The sequence below is a fragment of the [Bacillus] enclensis genome (assembly GCF_001456935.1).
In the GTDB taxonomy this organism is placed as follows: domain Bacteria; phylum Bacillota; class Bacilli; order Bacillales; family Bacillaceae_B; genus Rossellomorea; species Rossellomorea enclensis.
Genome location: NZ_KQ758486.1, coordinates 159,028 through 176,988 on the forward strand (window position 1 = coordinate 159,028; position 17,961 = coordinate 176,988).

General features: G+C 45.8%; 15 protein-coding genes. 11 read left to right on the plus strand and 4 right to left on the minus strand.

Annotation, left to right across the window (positions count from 1 at the left end):
* Positions 1-293: 293 nt before the first annotated feature.
* From AS034_RS18110 to AS034_RS18120, 3 genes are all read right to left on the minus strand, one after another.
* Positions 294-500 carry a capping complex subunit for YIEGIA gene (locus tag AS034_RS18110; protein ID WP_032086598.1) on the minus strand — a complete coding sequence of 69 codons (207 nt, stop codon included), beginning with the start codon at positions 498-500 and terminating at the stop codon, positions 294-296.
* A gap of 6 nt (positions 501-506) precedes the next feature.
* Complete coding sequence (locus AS034_RS18115) at positions 507-1,424, minus strand: YIEGIA family protein (RefSeq protein WP_032086597.1); 918 nt, start codon at positions 1,422-1,424, stop codon at positions 507-509.
* Positions 1,425-1,567: 143 nt separating this feature from the next.
* Positions 1,568-2,410 (minus strand): COX15/CtaA family protein, encoded by an 843-nt coding sequence (locus tag AS034_RS18120; protein WP_058299649.1) that lies wholly within the window; start codon positions 2,408-2,410, stop codon positions 1,568-1,570.
* Between the two features lie 256 nt (positions 2,411-2,666).
* On the opposite strand from AS034_RS18120, the gene AS034_RS18125 reads away from it, so the two are divergent.
* The 8 genes from AS034_RS18125 (at position 2,667) to AS034_RS18155 (ending at position 12,737) form a co-directional block, all read left to right on the plus strand.
* Positions 2,667-3,035 (plus strand): ArsR/SmtB family transcription factor, encoded by a 369-nt coding sequence (locus AS034_RS18125; RefSeq protein ID WP_052011414.1) that lies wholly within the window; start codon positions 2,667-2,669, stop codon positions 3,033-3,035.
* 20 nt (positions 3,036-3,055) lie between these two features.
* Entirely contained in the window at positions 3,056-5,164 is a 2,109-nt protein-coding gene (locus AS034_RS18130) for a heavy metal translocating P-type ATPase (RefSeq protein ID WP_058299650.1), read from the plus strand.
* Positions 5,165-5,300: 136 nt separating this feature from the next.
* The gene (locus AS034_RS23220) at positions 5,301-5,528 is read left to right on the plus strand and encodes a hypothetical protein (protein ID WP_244888198.1); all 228 of its coding nucleotides are present in this window, start codon (positions 5,301-5,303) and stop codon (positions 5,526-5,528) included.
* Positions 5,529-5,648: 120 nt separating this feature from the next.
* Positions 5,649-6,722, plus strand: a complete 1,074-nt coding sequence (locus AS034_RS18135; RefSeq protein WP_058299651.1) for a Fe(3+) ABC transporter substrate-binding protein — start codon at positions 5,649-5,651, stop codon at positions 6,720-6,722.
* Between the two features lie 2 nt (positions 6,723-6,724).
* The gene (locus AS034_RS18140; RefSeq protein WP_058299652.1) at positions 6,725-8,371 is read left to right on the plus strand and encodes an ABC transporter permease; all 1,647 of its coding nucleotides are present in this window, start codon (positions 6,725-6,727) and stop codon (positions 8,369-8,371) included.
* Positions 8,368-9,066 (plus strand): ABC transporter ATP-binding protein, encoded by a 699-nt coding sequence (locus AS034_RS18145; protein ID WP_058299653.1) that lies wholly within the window; start codon positions 8,368-8,370, stop codon positions 9,064-9,066. The genes AS034_RS18140 and AS034_RS18145 overlap by 4 nt, the downstream gene beginning before the upstream one ends.
* Before the next feature lie 438 nt (positions 9,067-9,504).
* Positions 9,505-10,935, plus strand: coding sequence for an aspartate ammonia-lyase (gene aspA, locus AS034_RS18150; RefSeq protein WP_032086591.1), 1,431 nt, complete (start codon positions 9,505-9,507; stop codon positions 10,933-10,935).
* Between the two features lie 266 nt (positions 10,936-11,201).
* Positions 11,202-12,737: a BCCT family transporter gene (locus tag AS034_RS18155; RefSeq protein WP_058299654.1), complete on the plus strand. Its 1,536-nt coding sequence runs from the start codon at positions 11,202-11,204 to the stop codon at positions 12,735-12,737.
* A gap of 26 nt (positions 12,738-12,763) precedes the next feature.
* Here AS034_RS18155 and AS034_RS18160 read toward each other — a convergent pair whose 3' ends face one another.
* Positions 12,764-13,276 (minus strand): hypothetical protein, encoded by a 513-nt coding sequence (locus AS034_RS18160; protein WP_074440074.1) that lies wholly within the window; start codon positions 13,274-13,276, stop codon positions 12,764-12,766.
* A gap of 142 nt (positions 13,277-13,418) precedes the next feature.
* Between AS034_RS18160 and AS034_RS18165 the strand changes: the two genes are divergently transcribed.
* The 3 genes from AS034_RS18165 to qoxB all read left to right on the plus strand — a co-directional run bounded on the left by AS034_RS18165 (position 13,419) and on the right by qoxB (position 17,960).
* Positions 13,419-14,246: a DUF2935 domain-containing protein gene (locus AS034_RS18165; protein WP_244888197.1), complete on the plus strand. Its 828-nt coding sequence runs from the start codon at positions 13,419-13,421 to the stop codon at positions 14,244-14,246.
* Between the two features lie 704 nt (positions 14,247-14,950).
* Positions 14,951-15,976: a cytochrome aa3 quinol oxidase subunit II gene (qoxA, locus tag AS034_RS18170; RefSeq protein ID WP_064563450.1), complete on the plus strand. Its 1,026-nt coding sequence runs from the start codon at positions 14,951-14,953 to the stop codon at positions 15,974-15,976.
* A 19-nt stretch (positions 15,977-15,995) separates the two neighbouring features.
* Positions 15,996-17,960, plus strand: coding sequence for a cytochrome aa3 quinol oxidase subunit I (gene qoxB, locus AS034_RS18175; RefSeq protein WP_058299655.1), 1,965 nt, complete (start codon positions 15,996-15,998; stop codon positions 17,958-17,960).
* The last annotated feature ends 1 nt before the right edge of the window (position 17,961 follow it).

Here is a 17,961-nt window from a genome sequence, read left to right on the forward strand (position 1 = left end):
TATATTTCAGAAAATTTTCATATGTAAACTAATGACGTTTGGGAATACTACAATAATATATTCCTCTATCATAGGAGGCAGCCGAAAAGGTGAGATTCTTAGAGAACTCTTGATTGAAGAAATATCGGCTGGAAATATAAAACCATTAATAGAAAAGATTGAAAAGAAAAAGAAAATCGCCGGATTAATGGCGGGTAAGATAAAATTAAAAGATGATTCAAAATAGCATCCTCCAGGGGAATCGGATGAACCTGCCTGTTTTCTATAGTATTAACTCTCTGGCATAAGTAGTTTTATATCCTGATCACCAAATAATCCCCATTCGTCATCTGCACAACATCAGCTTTTAACCCTTTCGCTATATCTACGGTCATCTGTTTTAATTCTTCAAGGTCCTCGCTGTATAGAAGAAGCGGTCCGCCGCTTATGACCCGGTCACGGTCTGAGGTTAAGTATGCCAATATTTGATAAGGCGGCTTCATTGAATTTTCCCTGCCCATGCAGAATCATCCTTTCAAGTTGGTTTTCATCACAGCATGAGATTTCTTTGTGCTTTCGAGCAATGGACATTTTTTTACGGCTTCGATGAAGGCATCCATATCGCGCTTGATTGGAACCAAGGTGATCATGACTTTCCCGTCCACATAATCTTTTCTGGTGAACTGATAGCGTTTGACACCTAGTGCCCTGCACGCTTCGAATAAAGCTGCCTGCCGCTGTCCGAAGTTATCGAGGCTGATCCTGAAATGATTTTCTTTAGGATAGATGACGACGGCCATTCCTTCTTCAGAAAACAGCTTTTCGGCGTTGTCCGTTCCGAGCAGATTGCTGACATACATATCATCTACGTACAGGGAAGACTGTTTCACGGTCACTTTTCCTTCTTTCACTTCCGCAATATCCCCGATCGTTTTGCCTTTTGTAAATCTCTGCAAATAATAAAGCAGTGCGAAACCAGCAAGCGCGCCGCCTGCAATGCATACCCAAAGATTTTTCACATCGAATGCGTTATGAAGAAGAGAAATCACGAGCGACGTGACGAGTGCCGTGATGAATGCAAGATAATTCCTGGCTTCGAATGTTTTGGCGATCCCATCTATGTATGCTTTTCCCCGGTAGGTGAATTCCGTTTCCTCCAAGTCGCTCAAGCTTTCCTTCTCCATTTTCCGGACATCCCTGAATTGCTGGAGTGCCAGCGTAAGAAACGTCACTGCCACAAAATTTTTACTTAATAAGGCAGGGATGGCCACTGCCCCGAGGGCCGCTGCCACAAAACCGGTAATGATTTGTATCAGATATCCATTCGGGTAGCTCGGATATTGCCTGAAATCTTCTTTTATCGTTATGATCCTGGCGATGGTTCCAATCACAATCGCACTGGTGATGGTGTATAGTTCGGGAGTCGTTAATCCAGCTGGTTCCATTAGGTAACACCTCGATTTCATGGATGCAATCGAGATTAGTATGAGGAAACGGCCTGTTTATTATGCGATATGGGAGCCGGGGAAAGAAGTTTATCATAAGTTGAGAATAATCATTCAACAAAAAAGAACCAGGCAGCAATTGCCTAGTTCCTCTTCGATTTAAAATAACTCCTCGCTGTCATATAGCTCAGCAGCGCGACGGTAAGGATGGACAAAATCATGTGTAAGGAAGATGTGATAGGGCTGAGTTCCTCCGTTTTAACTACAAATCCTCCGAACGTGGCAAGTGCAGCCAGCAAAATCAGCAGTAAAGCTGATTTCTTCATCACATTGAACCTTATGGATAAGAAAAGGGCATAGCCGATATAGAAAAGAGTCAGCAATCCCAATATTCCGTGGACCAGATAGACAACGTTTGCAAGCGCGAATTCCGTGTGATTCACCTCAAAGATCTGTTCGCTGAGCCGGAAATGCTTAAAGATTGCACCGATCAGTATTTCACTCATCAGGGCGGCAAAGCCGATGATCAGTGGTTTTTTTATTTCCTTGTATTTAATGTCATAGGTTCGATCGCTTAATCCTGCATAAAGGAAGACCAGGGAAATCAATAGAAACAGACTGAACATCACATCGAGCGTCGTGAATCCGGTTGGTGTCCCGAGCAGCACATTCATCCCGCCGATCATCGCCTGCGTAAACAGGAGCAGCAAGGAAAGGATCGAGATGAATTTCACCTGCTTCACCGACGTTTTCTTCCAGGCCAGGATGGCGTTGATTAAGATGAACAGACCAAGCAGGGTCGTGAATAACCGGTGGGAATATTCAATTATGATATGGTAGTCCGTGATATCCGGAATGACTTTACCATTGCAGATCGGCCAATCCGTACCGCAGGCGTCGCCTGAGTTGGTCGCCACGACCAGATTGCCGAGAACCAGGGCTGCAATCGTCAGGAAGACCGTAAATAATGAGAATTTATTTTTCATTTCATAAAAGTCCTTTCATATTTGAATCGCCTATATTGATGTCTGTTCATATACTATCAGCTTGGCCGGCTTCCTACAAAAGATAGGTATAGAGTTCACATAACGTTCATCATTTATCAAAAAATAAGGCAAGCGGTCATCCTCACTTTTTTCCAAAATCAAAGGAACGCATTGACACAGGAAGTATATTTTTTTATCATTTAATTATAATATATGAACACATTATCATATATAAGAATAGAATGGGAGTGTCAACATGGGAAAAGATAAGGATAAGAAGCATGAGTTGGACACACAGCATCATGATGAAATAGAAGATACAAAAGAAACTTGCGTGGAAATCGATGAAGAAACACTGTTCATCGTGACCCAGACGTTCAAAGCTTTATCTGAACCAACACGGGTGCGGATTCTGCACTTATTGGCTCAAAAAGAGCATTCAGTGAATGAGATTGCCGAGAAGCTGTCATTGCTTCAAACCACGGTTTCCCATCAGCTGCGCTTCCTGAAAAATCTGCGCCTGGTGAAATATCGACGGGAAGGCACGACATTGTATTATTCAGCTGATGACGATCATGTGATGAACATGCTCCAGCAAACCATGCACCATGCCAGACACCACTAAGTATCATGGGGGAGTTCAAGATGGACGAATATAAACTTCAGGGACTTTCGTGCGGAAATTGCGCGAGGGAAATGGAAGAAGAAATCAATAAGCTTGAAAACGGGGAAGGATCAAGGATCCTGTATAACAGCAGCAAACTGGTGCTCGCCAAGGGAGTCGACATGCAAAAAGTCGAAAAGATCCTTTCCTCGGATGGTGCAGCCATTATCAGAAGTCATGATGACAGTGAAGCCGGCGGCCATGAACATGACCACGCTCATGCTCATACGCATGATAGCAGCTCAAAAATCAAGATCCTGCTGGGGATTTCAGCCATCATCTTTTTGTCTGCCATTTATGTCGATACCCAGTGGAATAATCTTGTCCCGGTCTTCATGTATCTTACTGCGGCCGCTACGAGCGGGTACCCTACGTTCATTAAAGGGGCCAAGAACTTACTAAAGTTTAAGTTCAACATCGACACACTCATGACCATCGCCCTGATCGGTGCATTTTCCATCGGCGAGTGGAAGGAAGGTACACTTGTTGCGATCCTGTTCGGAGTCAATGAACTGTTGGAAGGCATGGGGATGGAAAAGGCAAGGAAATCGATGGAGGAACTCTTGAAGGTAGCACCTAAGGAAGCGATCCTTATAGAGGGTGACATAGAAAGGGTCGTCCCGATCGAAACCCTTAAAACCGGCGACCTTGTCCTTGTGAAATCCGGACAGAAAATCCCGTCGGATGGAATCGTCGCAGCCGGGAAGAGCTCGGTCAATGAAGCGGCCATCACCGGGGAAGCCATGCCGGTTGAAAAAGAGCCGGATGAGAAGGTCTTCGGGGGAAGCATCAACAATGAAGGTGTACTGAAAGTGAAAATCACGAAGGAATACAAAGATTCTTCCCTTGCAAAAATCCTTCATTTGGTCGAAGAGGCTCATGAAACGAAGACGCCGACAGAACAGTTCATCAATCGGTTTGCACGCTATTATACACCGCTCATCATGATCATTGCGGCTCTCGTGATGGTCGTCCCGCCGCTGTTCATGAACGGCGATTGGGGGGCATGGTTTTATCAGGGCCTTGCCGTACTGATCGTCGGCTGCCCATGTGCTTTGATCCTTTCATCTCCAATCGCGATTGTCTCGGGAATTGCCCGTAATGCCAAAAACGGCATCCTTGTAAAAGGCGGCGTATTCCTTGAGCAGCTCGGTAAGATCGATACGATCGCTTTTGACAAAACAGGAACGCTGACAAAAGGCCATCCGTATGTGGAAAAAACAATCGTATATGATGTAGAGAATTTTTACCGGATTGCCGGTTCGATTGAAAAGACATCGTCCCACCCGATTGCTAAAGCGGTCATTGAAAAAATCAGCCGGGAAAACATCACATACTCAGAACCCGAAGAAATCAATACGATATCAGGCCAAGGGGTTTCCGCAGTGATCGAGGGAACTACCTATAAGGTGGGAAATGAGAAAAGCCTCGGCTTTACTTTATCTCAACAGACGGAAACGGATATCAATTCATTGAAGGATGCCGGCTATACCTTAGTGATCGTTTCAGATGAAGAGAAGGTATTAGGGGTCTTTGGCATCACTGATGAGATCCGCGAAGAAAGCAAGGGAATCATTTCCGAACTTTATTCAGCAGGCATCAACAATGCCGTCATGCTGACAGGTGATCACCATAAGACCGCTGAAAAGGTGGCAAAGCAAGTAGGTTTGACTGACTACTACGCGAATCTTCTGCCTGACGAAAAAGTTGCCAAGGTGAAGGAGCTGACGGCAAAAGGAAAGACTGCGATGGTTGGGGACGGCATCAATGATGCGCCGGCACTTGCCACGGCGGATCTCGGTATCGCAATGGGGAAAGGAACGGACAGCGTTATTGAAACCGCAGATATCGTCCTGATGCAGGACCACCTCGGCAAGCTGCCGTCTGCCATCACGATTTCAAAACGCGTCAACAAGATCATCAAGCTGAACATTTCACTTGCGCTCGGATTGAAGCTGATTGCACTGTTACTGACCATTCCGGGGCTGCTGACACTATGGATTGCCATCCTTTCAGACATGGGTGCTACCATCCTGGTGACATTGATCAGTCTCACGATTATGATCGGAGAAAAAAGAGGTGCAGCTTAGAAGAAAGAAACTGATCGACTAGCATATGAATTGAAAAAAGCTGGACTATCATTCAATGGCAGAATTTGAATAAGTCCAGCTTTTTTTAGTGTGATTTTGTTTGAGCTTGTCTAAAGTTTGTAGTTTGTTCCAGCGGTTGATTGGAGTGGAAGACGAAGACTCCTGCGGGAAGAGTAGCTTATGTGAGACCCCGCAGGCTTGCCGAGGAGGCTCACGGGCTACCCGCGGAAAGCGAAGTCTTGCACGTAAATCATTAGCGTTGTTTATAATCCACTCTAAAATGTTCGTCTTTAGACATTGGATTTTTAGTCTGCTCCCAACTTCTTTTTTAGAATCAATGTATTTTGTCACGGAAATGTCATAATAATCCGGGGGAACCGATTAAGAAGCAAAATTTTATTGACGGAACATGAAGGGCTATGTAAAATCAATAAGTGAGAATAATTATCATTTTCAAATACATACATAAGGGTGGAAACAAGAGATGAACATATCAAAACTGCTAAAGCCTTTTATTGCAACAACGGCATTAACTCTTGCACTTGCCGGGTGCGGCGGACAAGACAATTCTGAGGGCGCAAAAGACAACGCTTCCAAAAAAGAAGAAAAGGTAGTCAATGTATACACTGCCAGACATTATGAAGCTGACGATCAAGTATATAAAGACTTCACAGAAGAGACAGGCATCAAGGTCAACGTCGTCAAAGGTGAAGCGGAAGAACTTATCGAGCGTCTGAAGCGCGAAGGGGAAAGTACGGAAGCGGACTTATTCATCACTGTCGACGGCGGTGTGCTTGCCCACGCAAAAGACAATGATATTCTTCAGGCGGTTGAATCCGATGTTGTGAACGAAAACGTCCCTGAAACGTTCCGTGATAAGGAAAACAAATGGATCGGGATGGCGACAAGGGCCCGCGTCATCGTCTATTCAAAAGACCGTGTGTCAGAAGATCAATTATCGACTTACGAAGACCTGACAAGTGACAAATGGAAAGGCAAAGTGCTTGCCCGTTCATCGACAAGCCTTTACAATCAGTCGCTGCTTGCTTCTTTCATCGAATTGAATGGTGAAAAAGAGGCTGTAAAATGGTCAGAAGGCATCGTGAAAAACTTCGCCCGCCAGCCGGACGGCGGTGACCGCGATCAGGCGAAAGCCATTGCAGCCGGTGTAGGTGATGTAGGAATCATGAATACCTACTATGTAGGCCTGATGGCTAATTCCGAAGATCCTGAGGAAAAGAAAGTAGCAGAAGGCCTGGGCGTATTCTTCCCTAACCAGGAGACTAACGGCACTCATGTCAATGTCAGCGGAATCGGTCTGACGAAGCACAGTAAGCATCCTGAAAATGCCGTGAAGCTGATTGAATATATGACAAGTAAAGATGCTCAGGAATATTTGGCTGCAAACAACTATGAATTCCCGGTAAATGCCGAAGCGAAAAAACCTGAAATCCTTGAGTCATGGGGCAAGTTCAGAATTCAGGATCTGGACTTTGATACTCTGGGGAAACATAATCAAAAAGCCATTGAAATCTTTAATAAAACAGGCTGGAAATAATCATGAGAATACAATCTGTTAAACATTTTTTTCGAAAAGATTTTAACGGATGGTGGCTGGTAAGCTTGATCGGGGCAGCAATCATATTGCTGCCCATCTTGTTTATCTTTTTTTCTATTTTCCAGGAACCGAATGAAAACTGGTATCAAATAAAAGAATATCTCTTGAAAAATTATGCCGCCAATTCGATTATCCTCGTTTTGTTGACGGGGTTATTTACAGCGGTTCTGGGAGTCAGCCTCGCTTGGATCGTTGCCGCTTATGATTTTCCGATGAGACGCTTTTTCAGCTGGGGGCTCCTTCTTCCGCTGGCGATCCCGCCATATATTGCAGCTTATACCTACCGGACGATGCTGAGTTACACGGGAGTCGTTCAGGTGACATTAAGGAATCAGTTTGATTATCAGATTGATCCGGAGTGGCTGGCAATCTCCTCCCTGAGAGGCGCCGTCTTCATCTTTACAATTTTCCTATTTCCATATGTTTATATCATGTGCAGGGCATTCCTCGAAAACCAGAGCGCTTCTTTCCTTGAAAATGCCAGGCTTCTGGGGAGGAAACCGTTCTCGATATTTGTAAGGATCGTACTCCCGCTGTCAAGGCCGGCAATGGTGGCAGGCGCTGTGCTCGTGGTGTATGAAGTGCTGAGTGACTATGGTGTGACAAGTTACTTTGGCATTCACACGATCACAACGGCGATATTTCAGACATGGTTCGGGATGTATGACGCAGACTCGGCAATGAGGCTTGCTGCCTGGCTGATGGTCATTGTGGTTGGGTTATTTTTCATCGAAAAATGGCTCAGGCAGGGGAGAAGATATAGTATCGGCAGTAAAGCAAGGCCGCTTGCACGTCAGCGGCTGAGAGGGCTGCCTGCTGCAGCTGCTTTCGCTTATTGTCTCTTGATCTTCCTACTCGGCTTCCTCATCCCCGTAATCCAGCTCTTGGCGTGGTCCAAGCTTACATTTGCGAAAGTATGGGATGATTCATTTTTCACCTTATTGAATCAGACGGTTTATGTCGCACTGATAGCGACGGTACTCATTCTATTATTTGCAGTGATCCTTGCGAATGTGACGCGCACTCAATCATCCGGGACGTACATCTTATCGAAACTGGCTACCGCTGGCTATTCGATCCCCGGTGCGATCATAGCGATCGGGATCCTTGCCCTGTTCATAGAACTTGATTCACTGCTTGCACCATTTTACTCTTATATGGGGTGGGGCAATGCCCCCCTCATTCTGAGCCTGTCCCTTTCCATGCTCGTGATCGGATATACGATCCGCTTTATGGCAACGGGTTATAATGCGGTGGAAGTCGGGTTTGAGAAAATCGGGCCAAAATATACGGAAGCGTCAAGAATGCTCGGTTTCGGGGTGACGAAAACCTTTTTCAAAGTGGATCTGCCTTTGATCAAAGGAGCTTTATTCAGCGGATTCATCCTGACTTTCGTTGAGATCATTAAAGAACTGCCCCTGGCTCTCTTGCTCAGGCCGTTTAATTTTGACACACTTGCTACGAAAACATACCAATATGCAAAAGATGAAATGATACATGAAGCAGCCATCCCGTCCCTGATGATCATTCTGTTAAGTGTCGTATCAGTGGCGGTATTCCAAATGATTGATAGGAAGGTGAAGAAATGAACATCCTTACGATCAATAATCTGACCTTTTCTTTTCCAAAGTCACGTAACCCCGTGATAGAAGAGTTTTCTTTTTCCATGAATGAGGGAGAAATCGTTGGGATCCTCGGTGAAAGCGGAAGCGGAAAAAGTACGCTCCTCCGCTTGATTTCCGGCCTGGAAATCCCTCGAGGAGGCACCATCGAAATCGCAGGCAGGGAAGTGGCCGGCGAGAAGACGTTCGTTCAGCCTGAAAACCGGGGAGTGGGCATGGTGTTTCAGGATTATGCCCTTTTCCCTCATATGTCGGTAAGGGATAACCTCCTTTTCGGATTGTCCCGGCTTCCAAGGAAAGAAAGGAATCCCCGTGTGAGGGAGATGCTTGAGCTTATACAGATGACAGAGTTCGAGAAAAGATATCCCCATCAGCTGAGCGGTGGACAGCAGCAGCGGATCGCGCTGGCCAGGGCACTTGCCCCCAAGCCGGAACTGCTGCTGATGGATGAGCCATTCAGCAATCTGGATGCAAGCCTGAAGGGTGCCATCAGGGATGAACTCCGAACCATATTGAAGAAGGCAAACATGACCTGTATCATGGTCTCGCATGACAAAGAAGACGTACAGGCCATTTGCGACAGGAGCCTTGTTTTTGGAAAAAAGGATGACCCTCTGCAGCAGACCCCCGGTAATGACTGGGAGCTCACTTTTTTAAAGTAGATTTTATCTTTAGGAGACTGGAACAAAAGTAATTTAGTCTAGTAAAACCCGAACTAACTTGCATGAGATGAGGCAAATTAGTCCGGGTTTTTAATTTGTTCATTGTCCATTTAGGATTTAGTTCTTTCCAGCGGTTGATTGGAGTGCAAGACGAAGACTCCTGCGGGAAGAGTAGCTTATGTGAGACCCCGGAGGCGAAGCCGAGGAGGCTCACGGGCTACCCGCGGAAAGCGAAGTCTTGCACGGAAATCATTAGCGTTATTTAGTGTTCATTCTAAAAGGTTTCCCTGTAAACCATGTCTTTAAAGTTTTGCCTCACCCTCTTGCTTTATTTTGTCAGTCAGTTTATGGCAAAGAGTAAAAAGCGTTGCTTCCTTACTCAAATATTGATAGAATCTCGTTGGTGGTACTGAAAACGCACACAAAAGGGGTAGAGACATGACGACTGCTACTAGCGGATACAGAATAGAAAAAGATTTCCTCGGGCAAAAAGAAGTGCCTGAGAATGTATATTATGGAATACAGACGCTCAGGGCGGTGGAGAACTTCCCTGTGACAGGTTATAGAATTCATAAAGAAATGATTGACGCGCTCGCCGTTGTCAAGAAAGCGGCGGCGCTTGCGAATATGGAGACGACACGCCTTTATAAAGGAATCGGCGACGCTATCGTCCAGGCTTGTGATGATATTCTCGCAGGGAAGCTGCATGAGCATTTCATCGTCGACCCGATTCAGGGAGGCGCCGGTACGTCCATCAATATGAATGCGAATGAAGTCATCGCCAATCGTGCACTTGAACTGCTTTCCCACCATAAAGGGGAATACGGGAAAGTAAGCCCGAACAGTCACGTGAATATGGCACAGTCGACCAATGACGTCTTCCCGACGGTCATCCATATCTCCACATTGAAACTGTTGGACAAGCTCCTGATCACGATGGAGGATATGCTGGCCGTCTTTAAAAAGAAGGCACAGGAATTCGACCATGTCATCAAGATGGGCAGGACCCATCTTCAGGATGCCGTTCCTGTCCGTCTCGGTCAGGAGTTCGAGGCGTACAGCCGCGTTGTTGAGCGTGATATCAAGCGCATCGGACGTACGCGCGAGCATCTGTACGAAGTGAATATGGGTGCGACGGCAGTGGGAACAGGATTGAATGCCGACCCTGAATATATTCAAAGTGTCGTGAAGCATCTGGCTGACATCAGCGGGCTGCCTTTGACTGGTGCCGAGCACCTTGTCGATGCGACACAGAATACGGATGCCTATACAGAGGTATCTTCTACATTGAAGGTATGTATGACGAATATGTCCAAGATCGCAAATGATCTGCGCCTGATGGCTTCAGGACCGCGTGCAGGCCTGGGTGAGATCTCCCTTCCTGCGAGGCAGCCGGGTTCGTCGATCATGCCTGGAAAAGTGAATCCGGTCATGCCGGAGCTCATCAATCAAGTGGCATTCCAGGTGATGGGGAATGACCAGACCATTTCCCTTGCTTCTGAAGCAGGGCAGCTTGAACTGAATGTGATGGAACCGGTCCTTGTATTCAACCTTCTTCAATCCATCAGCATCATGAATAACGCGTTCAGAAGCTTCACCGACAACTGCCTGAGCGGCATCGAAGCAAATGAGACACGCATGAAGGAATATGTGGAAAACAGCGTCGGAATCATCACCGCGGTGAATCCGCATCTCGGTTACGAAGTCGTTTCCAGGATTGCAAGGGAAGCGATCCTGAAAGGGAAATCGGTACGGGAACTTTGCCTGGAATACGATGTTCTGACAGAGGAAGAACTTGATTTGATCTTGAACCCTTATGAAATGACGAATCCCGGGATCGCAGGCCGTGTCTTGTTTGATCGGGAATAAATGATATTGCCTGTCTTTTTACAGGAAAAAAGCTTGCAGACAAAATCCGTAAATCGGATCTAGTCTGCAAGTTTTTTTGCTTTGATGGGTATTATTCAGGGCCGGGGAGCAAATCATTCCGGGCAATGTAACCTCCTTTAGTTCAGCGTGTTGGAAATCTTTTCTGCACTCTATGGCCTCTGGCTTGTTTTCTTCTTTATAGAAAGGGTAATGGAATATGGGGAAATAAGACAAAGTTTTAAAGGAAGAGGAGGACTGGGGTTTACATGAGTAAGAAGCGTTTGATCGATTACAGAATTTTTCTTCCCTCATTACTGATTGTAATGGGGATCAGTATTCCATTTGCCTTTTATGAGGCAGAGTCTTTGGAGCTGTTGAACTCCATCTTTAATACGATTGTGGATGTATTCAGCTGGGGCTATCTCTGGTATGGGGTGATCCTCGTGGCAGCGGCATTATATTTTTCTTTTTCAAAATATGGAAAGGTCGTCCTCGGGGATCCGGCCGAGAAGCCCAGATTTACTTTATTCGAATATGCATCGATTTTGATTGCGATGGGGATAGGATCCACGATCATGAGGACGGGGATGCTACAATGGACTTCCGTTGCAAACGATCCGCCTGCGGGAGTGGATCCCGGATCTGCAGAGTCATTACTTTGGGGTAATTCCTACAGCATGTTCCTGTGGGGCTTTCAGGTGTTCGCGATCTTTGTGATGATCGCGCCGGCAATGGGATATGTCCTTCACGTGCAAAAACGCCCATTAATGAGAATTTCAGAAGCATGCAGGGTCCTGTTTGGTGACAGGTTTACAGATGGATGGGGCGGAAAGGTCCTCGATATCTTATTCCTTATCAGTATATTGACAGGTGCCGCCGTGACGCTTGGGCTTGGTGCTCCGATTATTACATATAATTTATCGAGTCTGTTAAATATGGAAGTCACCTTTGGTATGACGATCATCGTCACTGCTGTCTGGGTATTTTTATTTTCGCTGAGTGCGTACCTGGGGATCGAGAAGGGCATTAAACGCTTAAGTACACTTAATATGTATTTGGCTGGACTATTTGCCGTTTTGATCCTCATTGCAGGACCCGGTGTCTTTATTTTGAATTATTTTACCGACAGTGTTTCATTTTTATTGAGTCATTATCTTACCTTTTCTTTAAATACGGATTCCGTTCACGGAGGTGAGCCATCCCATGTCCAGAGCAATACTGTATTCTGGTTCGCCTACAGCGCGACTTGGGCGATGCTTCACAGTGTATTTGCAGCTAAAATATCAAAGGGACGGACGATCAAAGAGATGATCCTTACCTACCTCCTGGCACCGACTATGATCTCCTGGATCGCCACAGGTGTTCTGGGTGGACTCGGAGTGCACCGCTATCTGACTGGGGAACTGTCCATCCTGAAGCTTGTCAGGCAGGATGAAAGGATGGCTGCGATCCCGGAAATTCTAAATACACTGCCTATCGGCGGCATCATGATTGTTATCTTTATCATCGTCGCACTCATATTCCTCACTACAACACTTGATTCTACTACCTATACCGTAGCGGCATATACAAGTACCAGGGATATGAGTCAACATGAGCCGGCCAAACTTCTCCGCATCGTGATCGCAGGGGTTATTGCAGGTCTTGCTCTATTACTTATGCGCATAGGCGGACTGGCGCCGCTCGAAGTGATCTCGGGGCTCATGGGCCTGCCGATCATCGTGGTCCAATTTATTTTGATTTATGCTGCCAAAAAGATGATGGATGAAGATCAGGCATGGAAATATAATATCCGGAAATAAGAAAAATACAAAAAACCTCTCATCGTTTAACTGCGAAGAGAGGTTTTTTGTACTCTTTCGGGTTGATGATCAGGCTTGAACCGGCCGGAAAAAACTTTTTCGTATAAGAATTGAAACCCGTACATGGAAATGGACTTAGCTAAAAAGAGCAATGAAAGCTGTAATCTGGTGAATTTTCTTAATGTTACATACTTGATTTTCTTGAACCAATTCAGCATGACAATGGTGAAAAAGGCGTCTACGATTAAATTGGTGACGAAATAGGACATGAATTTTCCATATGTGAATTTAAAAATCCATAGTGACCCGATAAAGAAAGGCCCAAAGATTAAAGGCAGTTCAGCCAGGACATTCGGTTTAAGAGATGAAGAGAACGACCACCAATTCCTTTTCTCAGCCACACTGCCTTCCACCAATAGATAGATGCTCATAAAAAATGTACCAGGCAAAAAACGCTTAAATGTTTTGCTGCCGATAAACGGGAGGGACAACCAGGGGAGCAGGGCCATCAGCAGGATCAACAGGTTTCTTTTTTTCATAACAGACACCCTTTACATAATAGTGGTGGTTTTATTTTTCCTTTTCCATGAAGATTTTATGTGTCTTTACAGTTGATTTTGAAAGAGTGCCTTCTTTTTTACTTCCCCTCAAAATATATACATATAAAAAGGGGGTTAAGATGTGGCAAAACAAATGATCACGTTGTGGGAGGAGCACTTATTCTGGCTGGAAGTGCTGCAGGACCACGCATATTTCATCCGGGATAATCTTTCTCCGGCGGAAACGGAGTATGTAAAAGTTGCAGAGCGGTACATTCAGAAGTTTGGAGGGCTGATTGAACAATTGAATTCTGTTCCCCGTGGCGCAGGTCCTGGGGATGAAGCCATGATCCGATTTTCAAGGGACGTGTGGCCGGTGGCAAAAGGGTACTTTGAGTTTGAAGGGATGCTTCAGTCATTGAGGATCGATAATAAAGTGAATCTCAATCTGTCACCGACCTATCTGAACGGAACGCTGGCTGAAAATCAGGAGTACCTGCGGTTTCTCGGGTTTCTTGTGGAGGGGAAGGAACCCGAGCCGCTTCATCTGGTCGAATTGATGGACCTGTGGCTCGAGGATCAGCTCGGCCACGCATTGTTATTCCAGAACATGCTCGATCCCATCGAAATCGGGGCGAACAGGCGTGCAGAAGCGTATATCGATCAATATCAGGTATTTATCATTCAAAACCGGCATCTGAAAGGATATCTGAGATTCAAGCAGCCCGGCTTTGCCCGGCAGAGGGAATTCGCACTCGAGGTAGGACAGACGACATTGGAGATGAGCCAATATATATCCGGGATGGTGGAAAAATATAAAAAGAAGAAACTCCTCAACAAAACCACCCTCCGTTTCCTGGAGCACCACTTTCCCGAAACCTGTTACTTCATCAAAAGACTCAGTTATTTTTCACCAAAGCTGAAAGAAGCCGCGGGACAATGCTCTTTGAAGAGGGCTTCATATTTGTGAAAGGGATGGAGAGACAAAAGTACCCGGACAAATTTGCATTTTAAGAGGCAATTTTGTCCGGGTACTAATTTGTTCAAATGGACATCTGAATTTAGCTTCTTCCAGCGGTTGATTGGAGTGCAAGACGGAGACTCCTATCAGAAAAGTGGAAGGGCTTTGCTCAGAGGCTTATGGCATGTGCCTCTAAGCCCTGGAACTGGACAGTTCCTCTATCCGTTAATAGGAGGAGGCTCACCAGCCGCCCGCGGAAAGCGGAGTCTTGCACGGAAATCATAAGCGGTAGTTGCAAGCCTTTACTTAAAATGTTCGCCTTTATGGGATGATTTTTACTTATGTCCCAGCTTCTTTTTAGTGTGTGAACCATCCATTTATATATTTTAGGAATATAAAAATAGCTGAGTTAATTTTTTGGGGTACCTCAATGACAAAACTATAAAATAACTGTCACAAATAGTCCTCGAATATCAGTATAATTCTGAATAATCAATCCATAAAACGCTCTCAATGCTATTTAAAAATAGTGTTGGGAGTCATTTTTTTGCCTCTTGAGCAATTCTTTCCAACATTGTTACCGTTTTGTGAATAACTTTCGTCTAAATTTCGAAAATCAGGTTACAGTTCGGTTAAAGGGGGGTACCTTCTTAAAAGAATTTGATAATATGATGCTACATCTGTTAAATACGAAGTAAAGGAAGGTGAACCCTTTGTTTGATAAATTCAAGCCATACCTGATTGTGCTGATCAGTCTGGTTTCATTATTTTTTATCATCATATTCAGTTCGGGAAGCGAGATGATCGTTCTCGATCCGAAAGGGCCTGTCGGGGCTGTTCAAAAAGATTTGATCATGCTGTCGATTTACTACATGCTTGGCATCATGGTCGTTGTTCTATCATTCTTTACATTTATTCTATTAAGATATAGAAGCAGCCGGAAAGGTGATTACAGGCCTGAGATGCATGGAAGCACGAAGCTTGAGATCATCTGGACGCTGATTCCTGTGTTGATCGTCATCGCTTTGTCGATCCCGAACACAAAGGCTTTATATGAACTGAAAGAAGCACCGAAAGCGACCGCGCACAAGGATCCGATCGTAATCCATGCGACTGCTGTCGACTGGAAATGGATCTTCAGTTATCCGGAAGAGGGGATCGAGACGGTGAACTATGTGAATGTTCCCGAAGATCACCCAATCCTGTTCAAGGTGACCGCTGCGGACTCCATGGCTTCATTCTGGGTGCCGCAAATCGGAGGCCAGATTTACGGGATGCCGGGAATGGTGAATGACTTATACTTACAGGCGGATGAGCCTGGAACATATGACGGCCGCAACTCGAACTTCACGGGTGAAGGCATGACCCACCAGACGTTCGATTTTGTGGCGATGAAAGAAGGAAAGTACGAAGACTGGGTGAAAGAGGTCCAGGACAGCGAACCGAAGCTGGATAAAAAGACGTATGAAAAGCTCATGCTTCCTGGTACGGTTGATGAAATGACGTTCTCTTCCACTCACTTATCCATTGTTGATCATGGCAAGAATTCGGAATATGCATTTGCCATCCGTGAAAAATACGGTGTGACTGATAAATCGTACGGTGCGAGCGAGGATGCTGAATCCTCCCACAGCGGACACGGAGGCCATGGCAATGACGAAAGCCAAGAGGGTCACAAAAAAAGTGACGATGACATGGAAGATATGCAGCACGAATCCAACGAAGGACACGAGCATTAAGAAAGGAGGACCACTCTAGATGATTGATTTTATAAAAGATAATTTAATCCTCAATGATCCGTTGATCCTTGGAGCCAATATCTCCATTGTGTTCACTGTCATCGCGATTGTCGCTACACTGACGTATTTCAAAAAGTGGAAGTGGCTTTGGAACGACTGGATCACGAGTGTTGATCATAAAAAGATAGGTATCATGTATATCCTTGCCGCATTGATCATGCTCTTCCGCGGAGGGGTCGATGCATTATTGATGAGGGCCCAGTTGACGGTGCCTAATAACGAGTTTTTATCTTCACAGCACTATAACGAAATCTTTACGACTCATGGTACGATCATGATCCTGTTCATGGCGATGCCATTTTTACTTGGATTGATGAACGTTGTCGTACCGCTTCAGATCGGTGCGAGGGACGTTGCGTTCCCATACTTGAATAACCTGAGTTTCTGGTCATTCATGTTCGGGGCGATCCTGTTCAATATGTCATTCGTATTCGGAGGATCGCCGGATGCGGGCTGGACGAACTATGCACCGCTTGCGATCGAGGGAAGTCACGGACCGGGCATCAACTATTACCTGCTCGGGCTTCAGATTTCAGGTATCGGTACATTGCTGACAGGTATCAACTTCGTGGTGACGATCATCAAGATGCGTGCGCCGGGCATGACCCTGCTTCGCATGCCGATGTTCACCTGGACGACTTTGATTACTGCATTCATCATCGTGTTTGCATTCCCGATCTTGACTGTCACACTTGCGCTGATGACATTTGACCGTTTGTTCGGTACACATTTCTTCACGCTTGCGGACGGCGGGAACCCGATGCTTTGGTCTAACCTGTTCTGGTTATGGGGACATCCGGAAGTATATATCGTTATCCTGCCTGCTTTCGGTATCTTCTCGGAAATCATTGCGACATTTGCAAGAAAAACATTGTTTGGCTATCGATCTATGATTATCTCACTTGCTGCCATTTCACTGCTCAGCTTCATCGTGTGGGTCCATCACTTCTTTACAATGGGCGGAAGTGCGGCAGTGAACAGTGTATTCTCGATCACCACGATGGCAATCGCCATTCCGACCGGGATCAAAATATTCAACTGGCTTGGGACCCTTTATAAGGGAAGGATAGAGTTTACGACTCCGATGATGTGGTCTGTCGCGTTCATCCCGACATTCCTGATCGGCGGGGTGACTGGTGTCATGCTCGGTATGGCTGCAGCTGACTTCCAGTATCACAACAACTACTTCCTGGTAGCCCACTTCCACTACACATTGATCGCCGGTGTCGTATTTGCCTGCTTCGCGGGACTTGTTTACTGGTATCCGAAGATGTTCGGCATCAAGATGAACGAACGAATCGGGAAATGGGCTTTCTGGTTCTTCTCGATCGGATTCAACGTATGTTTCTTACCGCAATTCGTACTTGGATTTGCCGGTATGCCTAGACGTGTGTACACATACGGACCTGAAGACGGCTGGACAGCATTGAATGTCATCTCTTCTGTAGGTGCATTCGGCATGGGTGTCGGCTTCATGATCATCGTGTACAACGTATATTACAGCTACCGTTATGCAAAACGTGAAATGACGGGCGATGCCTGGGACGGCCGCACACTTGAGTGGGCGACAAGCTCAGCAATCCCTCCTCACTACAACTTTGCTCATGTACCGGAAGTGAAGAATGTCGATGCATTCCACTACATGAAGCAGGAATGGAAAGAAAGAGGAAAGCCTGAAGAACCTGAATACAAACCGATCCACATGCCGAACAATGCAGGCGTGCCGTTCATCATGTCCGGTCTCTTCTTTGTTGCAGGATTCGGACTTGTGTTCGAACTATTCTGGCTTGCGATCATTGCGCTCGTCGGGATCTTTGGAACGATGGCACACCGTTCACTTACTTCACACAAGTATGATAAAGGCTATTATGTAAGCGTGGATGAGATAGAAAAAACTGAAAATCGGTTCAAGAGGGAGGCGTGAG

Excerpts from the sequence above, each read along its gene's own strand:
- AS034_RS18110 (WP_032086598.1), bottom strand. The coding sequence starts at position 500 with ATGGGCAGGGAAAATTCAATGAAGCCGCCTTATCAAATATTGGCATAC.
- AS034_RS18115 (WP_032086597.1), bottom strand. The coding sequence starts at position 1,424 with ATGGAACCAGCTGGATTAACGACTCCCGAACTATACACCATCACCAGT.
- AS034_RS18120 (WP_058299649.1), bottom strand. The coding sequence starts at position 2,410 with ATGAAAAATAAATTCTCATTATTTACGGTCTTCCTGACGATTGCAGCC.
- AS034_RS18125 (WP_052011414.1), top strand. The coding sequence starts at position 2,667 with ATGGGAAAAGATAAGGATAAGAAGCATGAGTTGGACACACAGCATCAT.
- AS034_RS18130 (WP_058299650.1), top strand. The coding sequence starts at position 3,056 with ATGGACGAATATAAACTTCAGGGACTTTCGTGCGGAAATTGCGCGAGG.
- AS034_RS18135 (WP_058299651.1), top strand. The coding sequence starts at position 5,649 with ATGAACATATCAAAACTGCTAAAGCCTTTTATTGCAACAACGGCATTA.
- AS034_RS18140 (WP_058299652.1), top strand. The coding sequence starts at position 6,725 with ATGAGAATACAATCTGTTAAACATTTTTTTCGAAAAGATTTTAACGGA.
- AS034_RS18145 (WP_058299653.1), top strand. The coding sequence starts at position 8,368 with ATGAACATCCTTACGATCAATAATCTGACCTTTTCTTTTCCAAAGTCA.
- aspA (WP_032086591.1), top strand. The coding sequence starts at position 9,505 with ATGACGACTGCTACTAGCGGATACAGAATAGAAAAAGATTTCCTCGGG.
- AS034_RS18155 (WP_058299654.1), top strand. The coding sequence starts at position 11,202 with ATGAGTAAGAAGCGTTTGATCGATTACAGAATTTTTCTTCCCTCATTA.
- AS034_RS18160 (WP_074440074.1), bottom strand. The coding sequence starts at position 13,276 with ATGAAAAAAAGAAACCTGTTGATCCTGCTGATGGCCCTGCTCCCCTGG.
- qoxB (WP_058299655.1), top strand. The coding sequence starts at position 15,996 with ATGATTGATTTTATAAAAGATAATTTAATCCTCAATGATCCGTTGATC.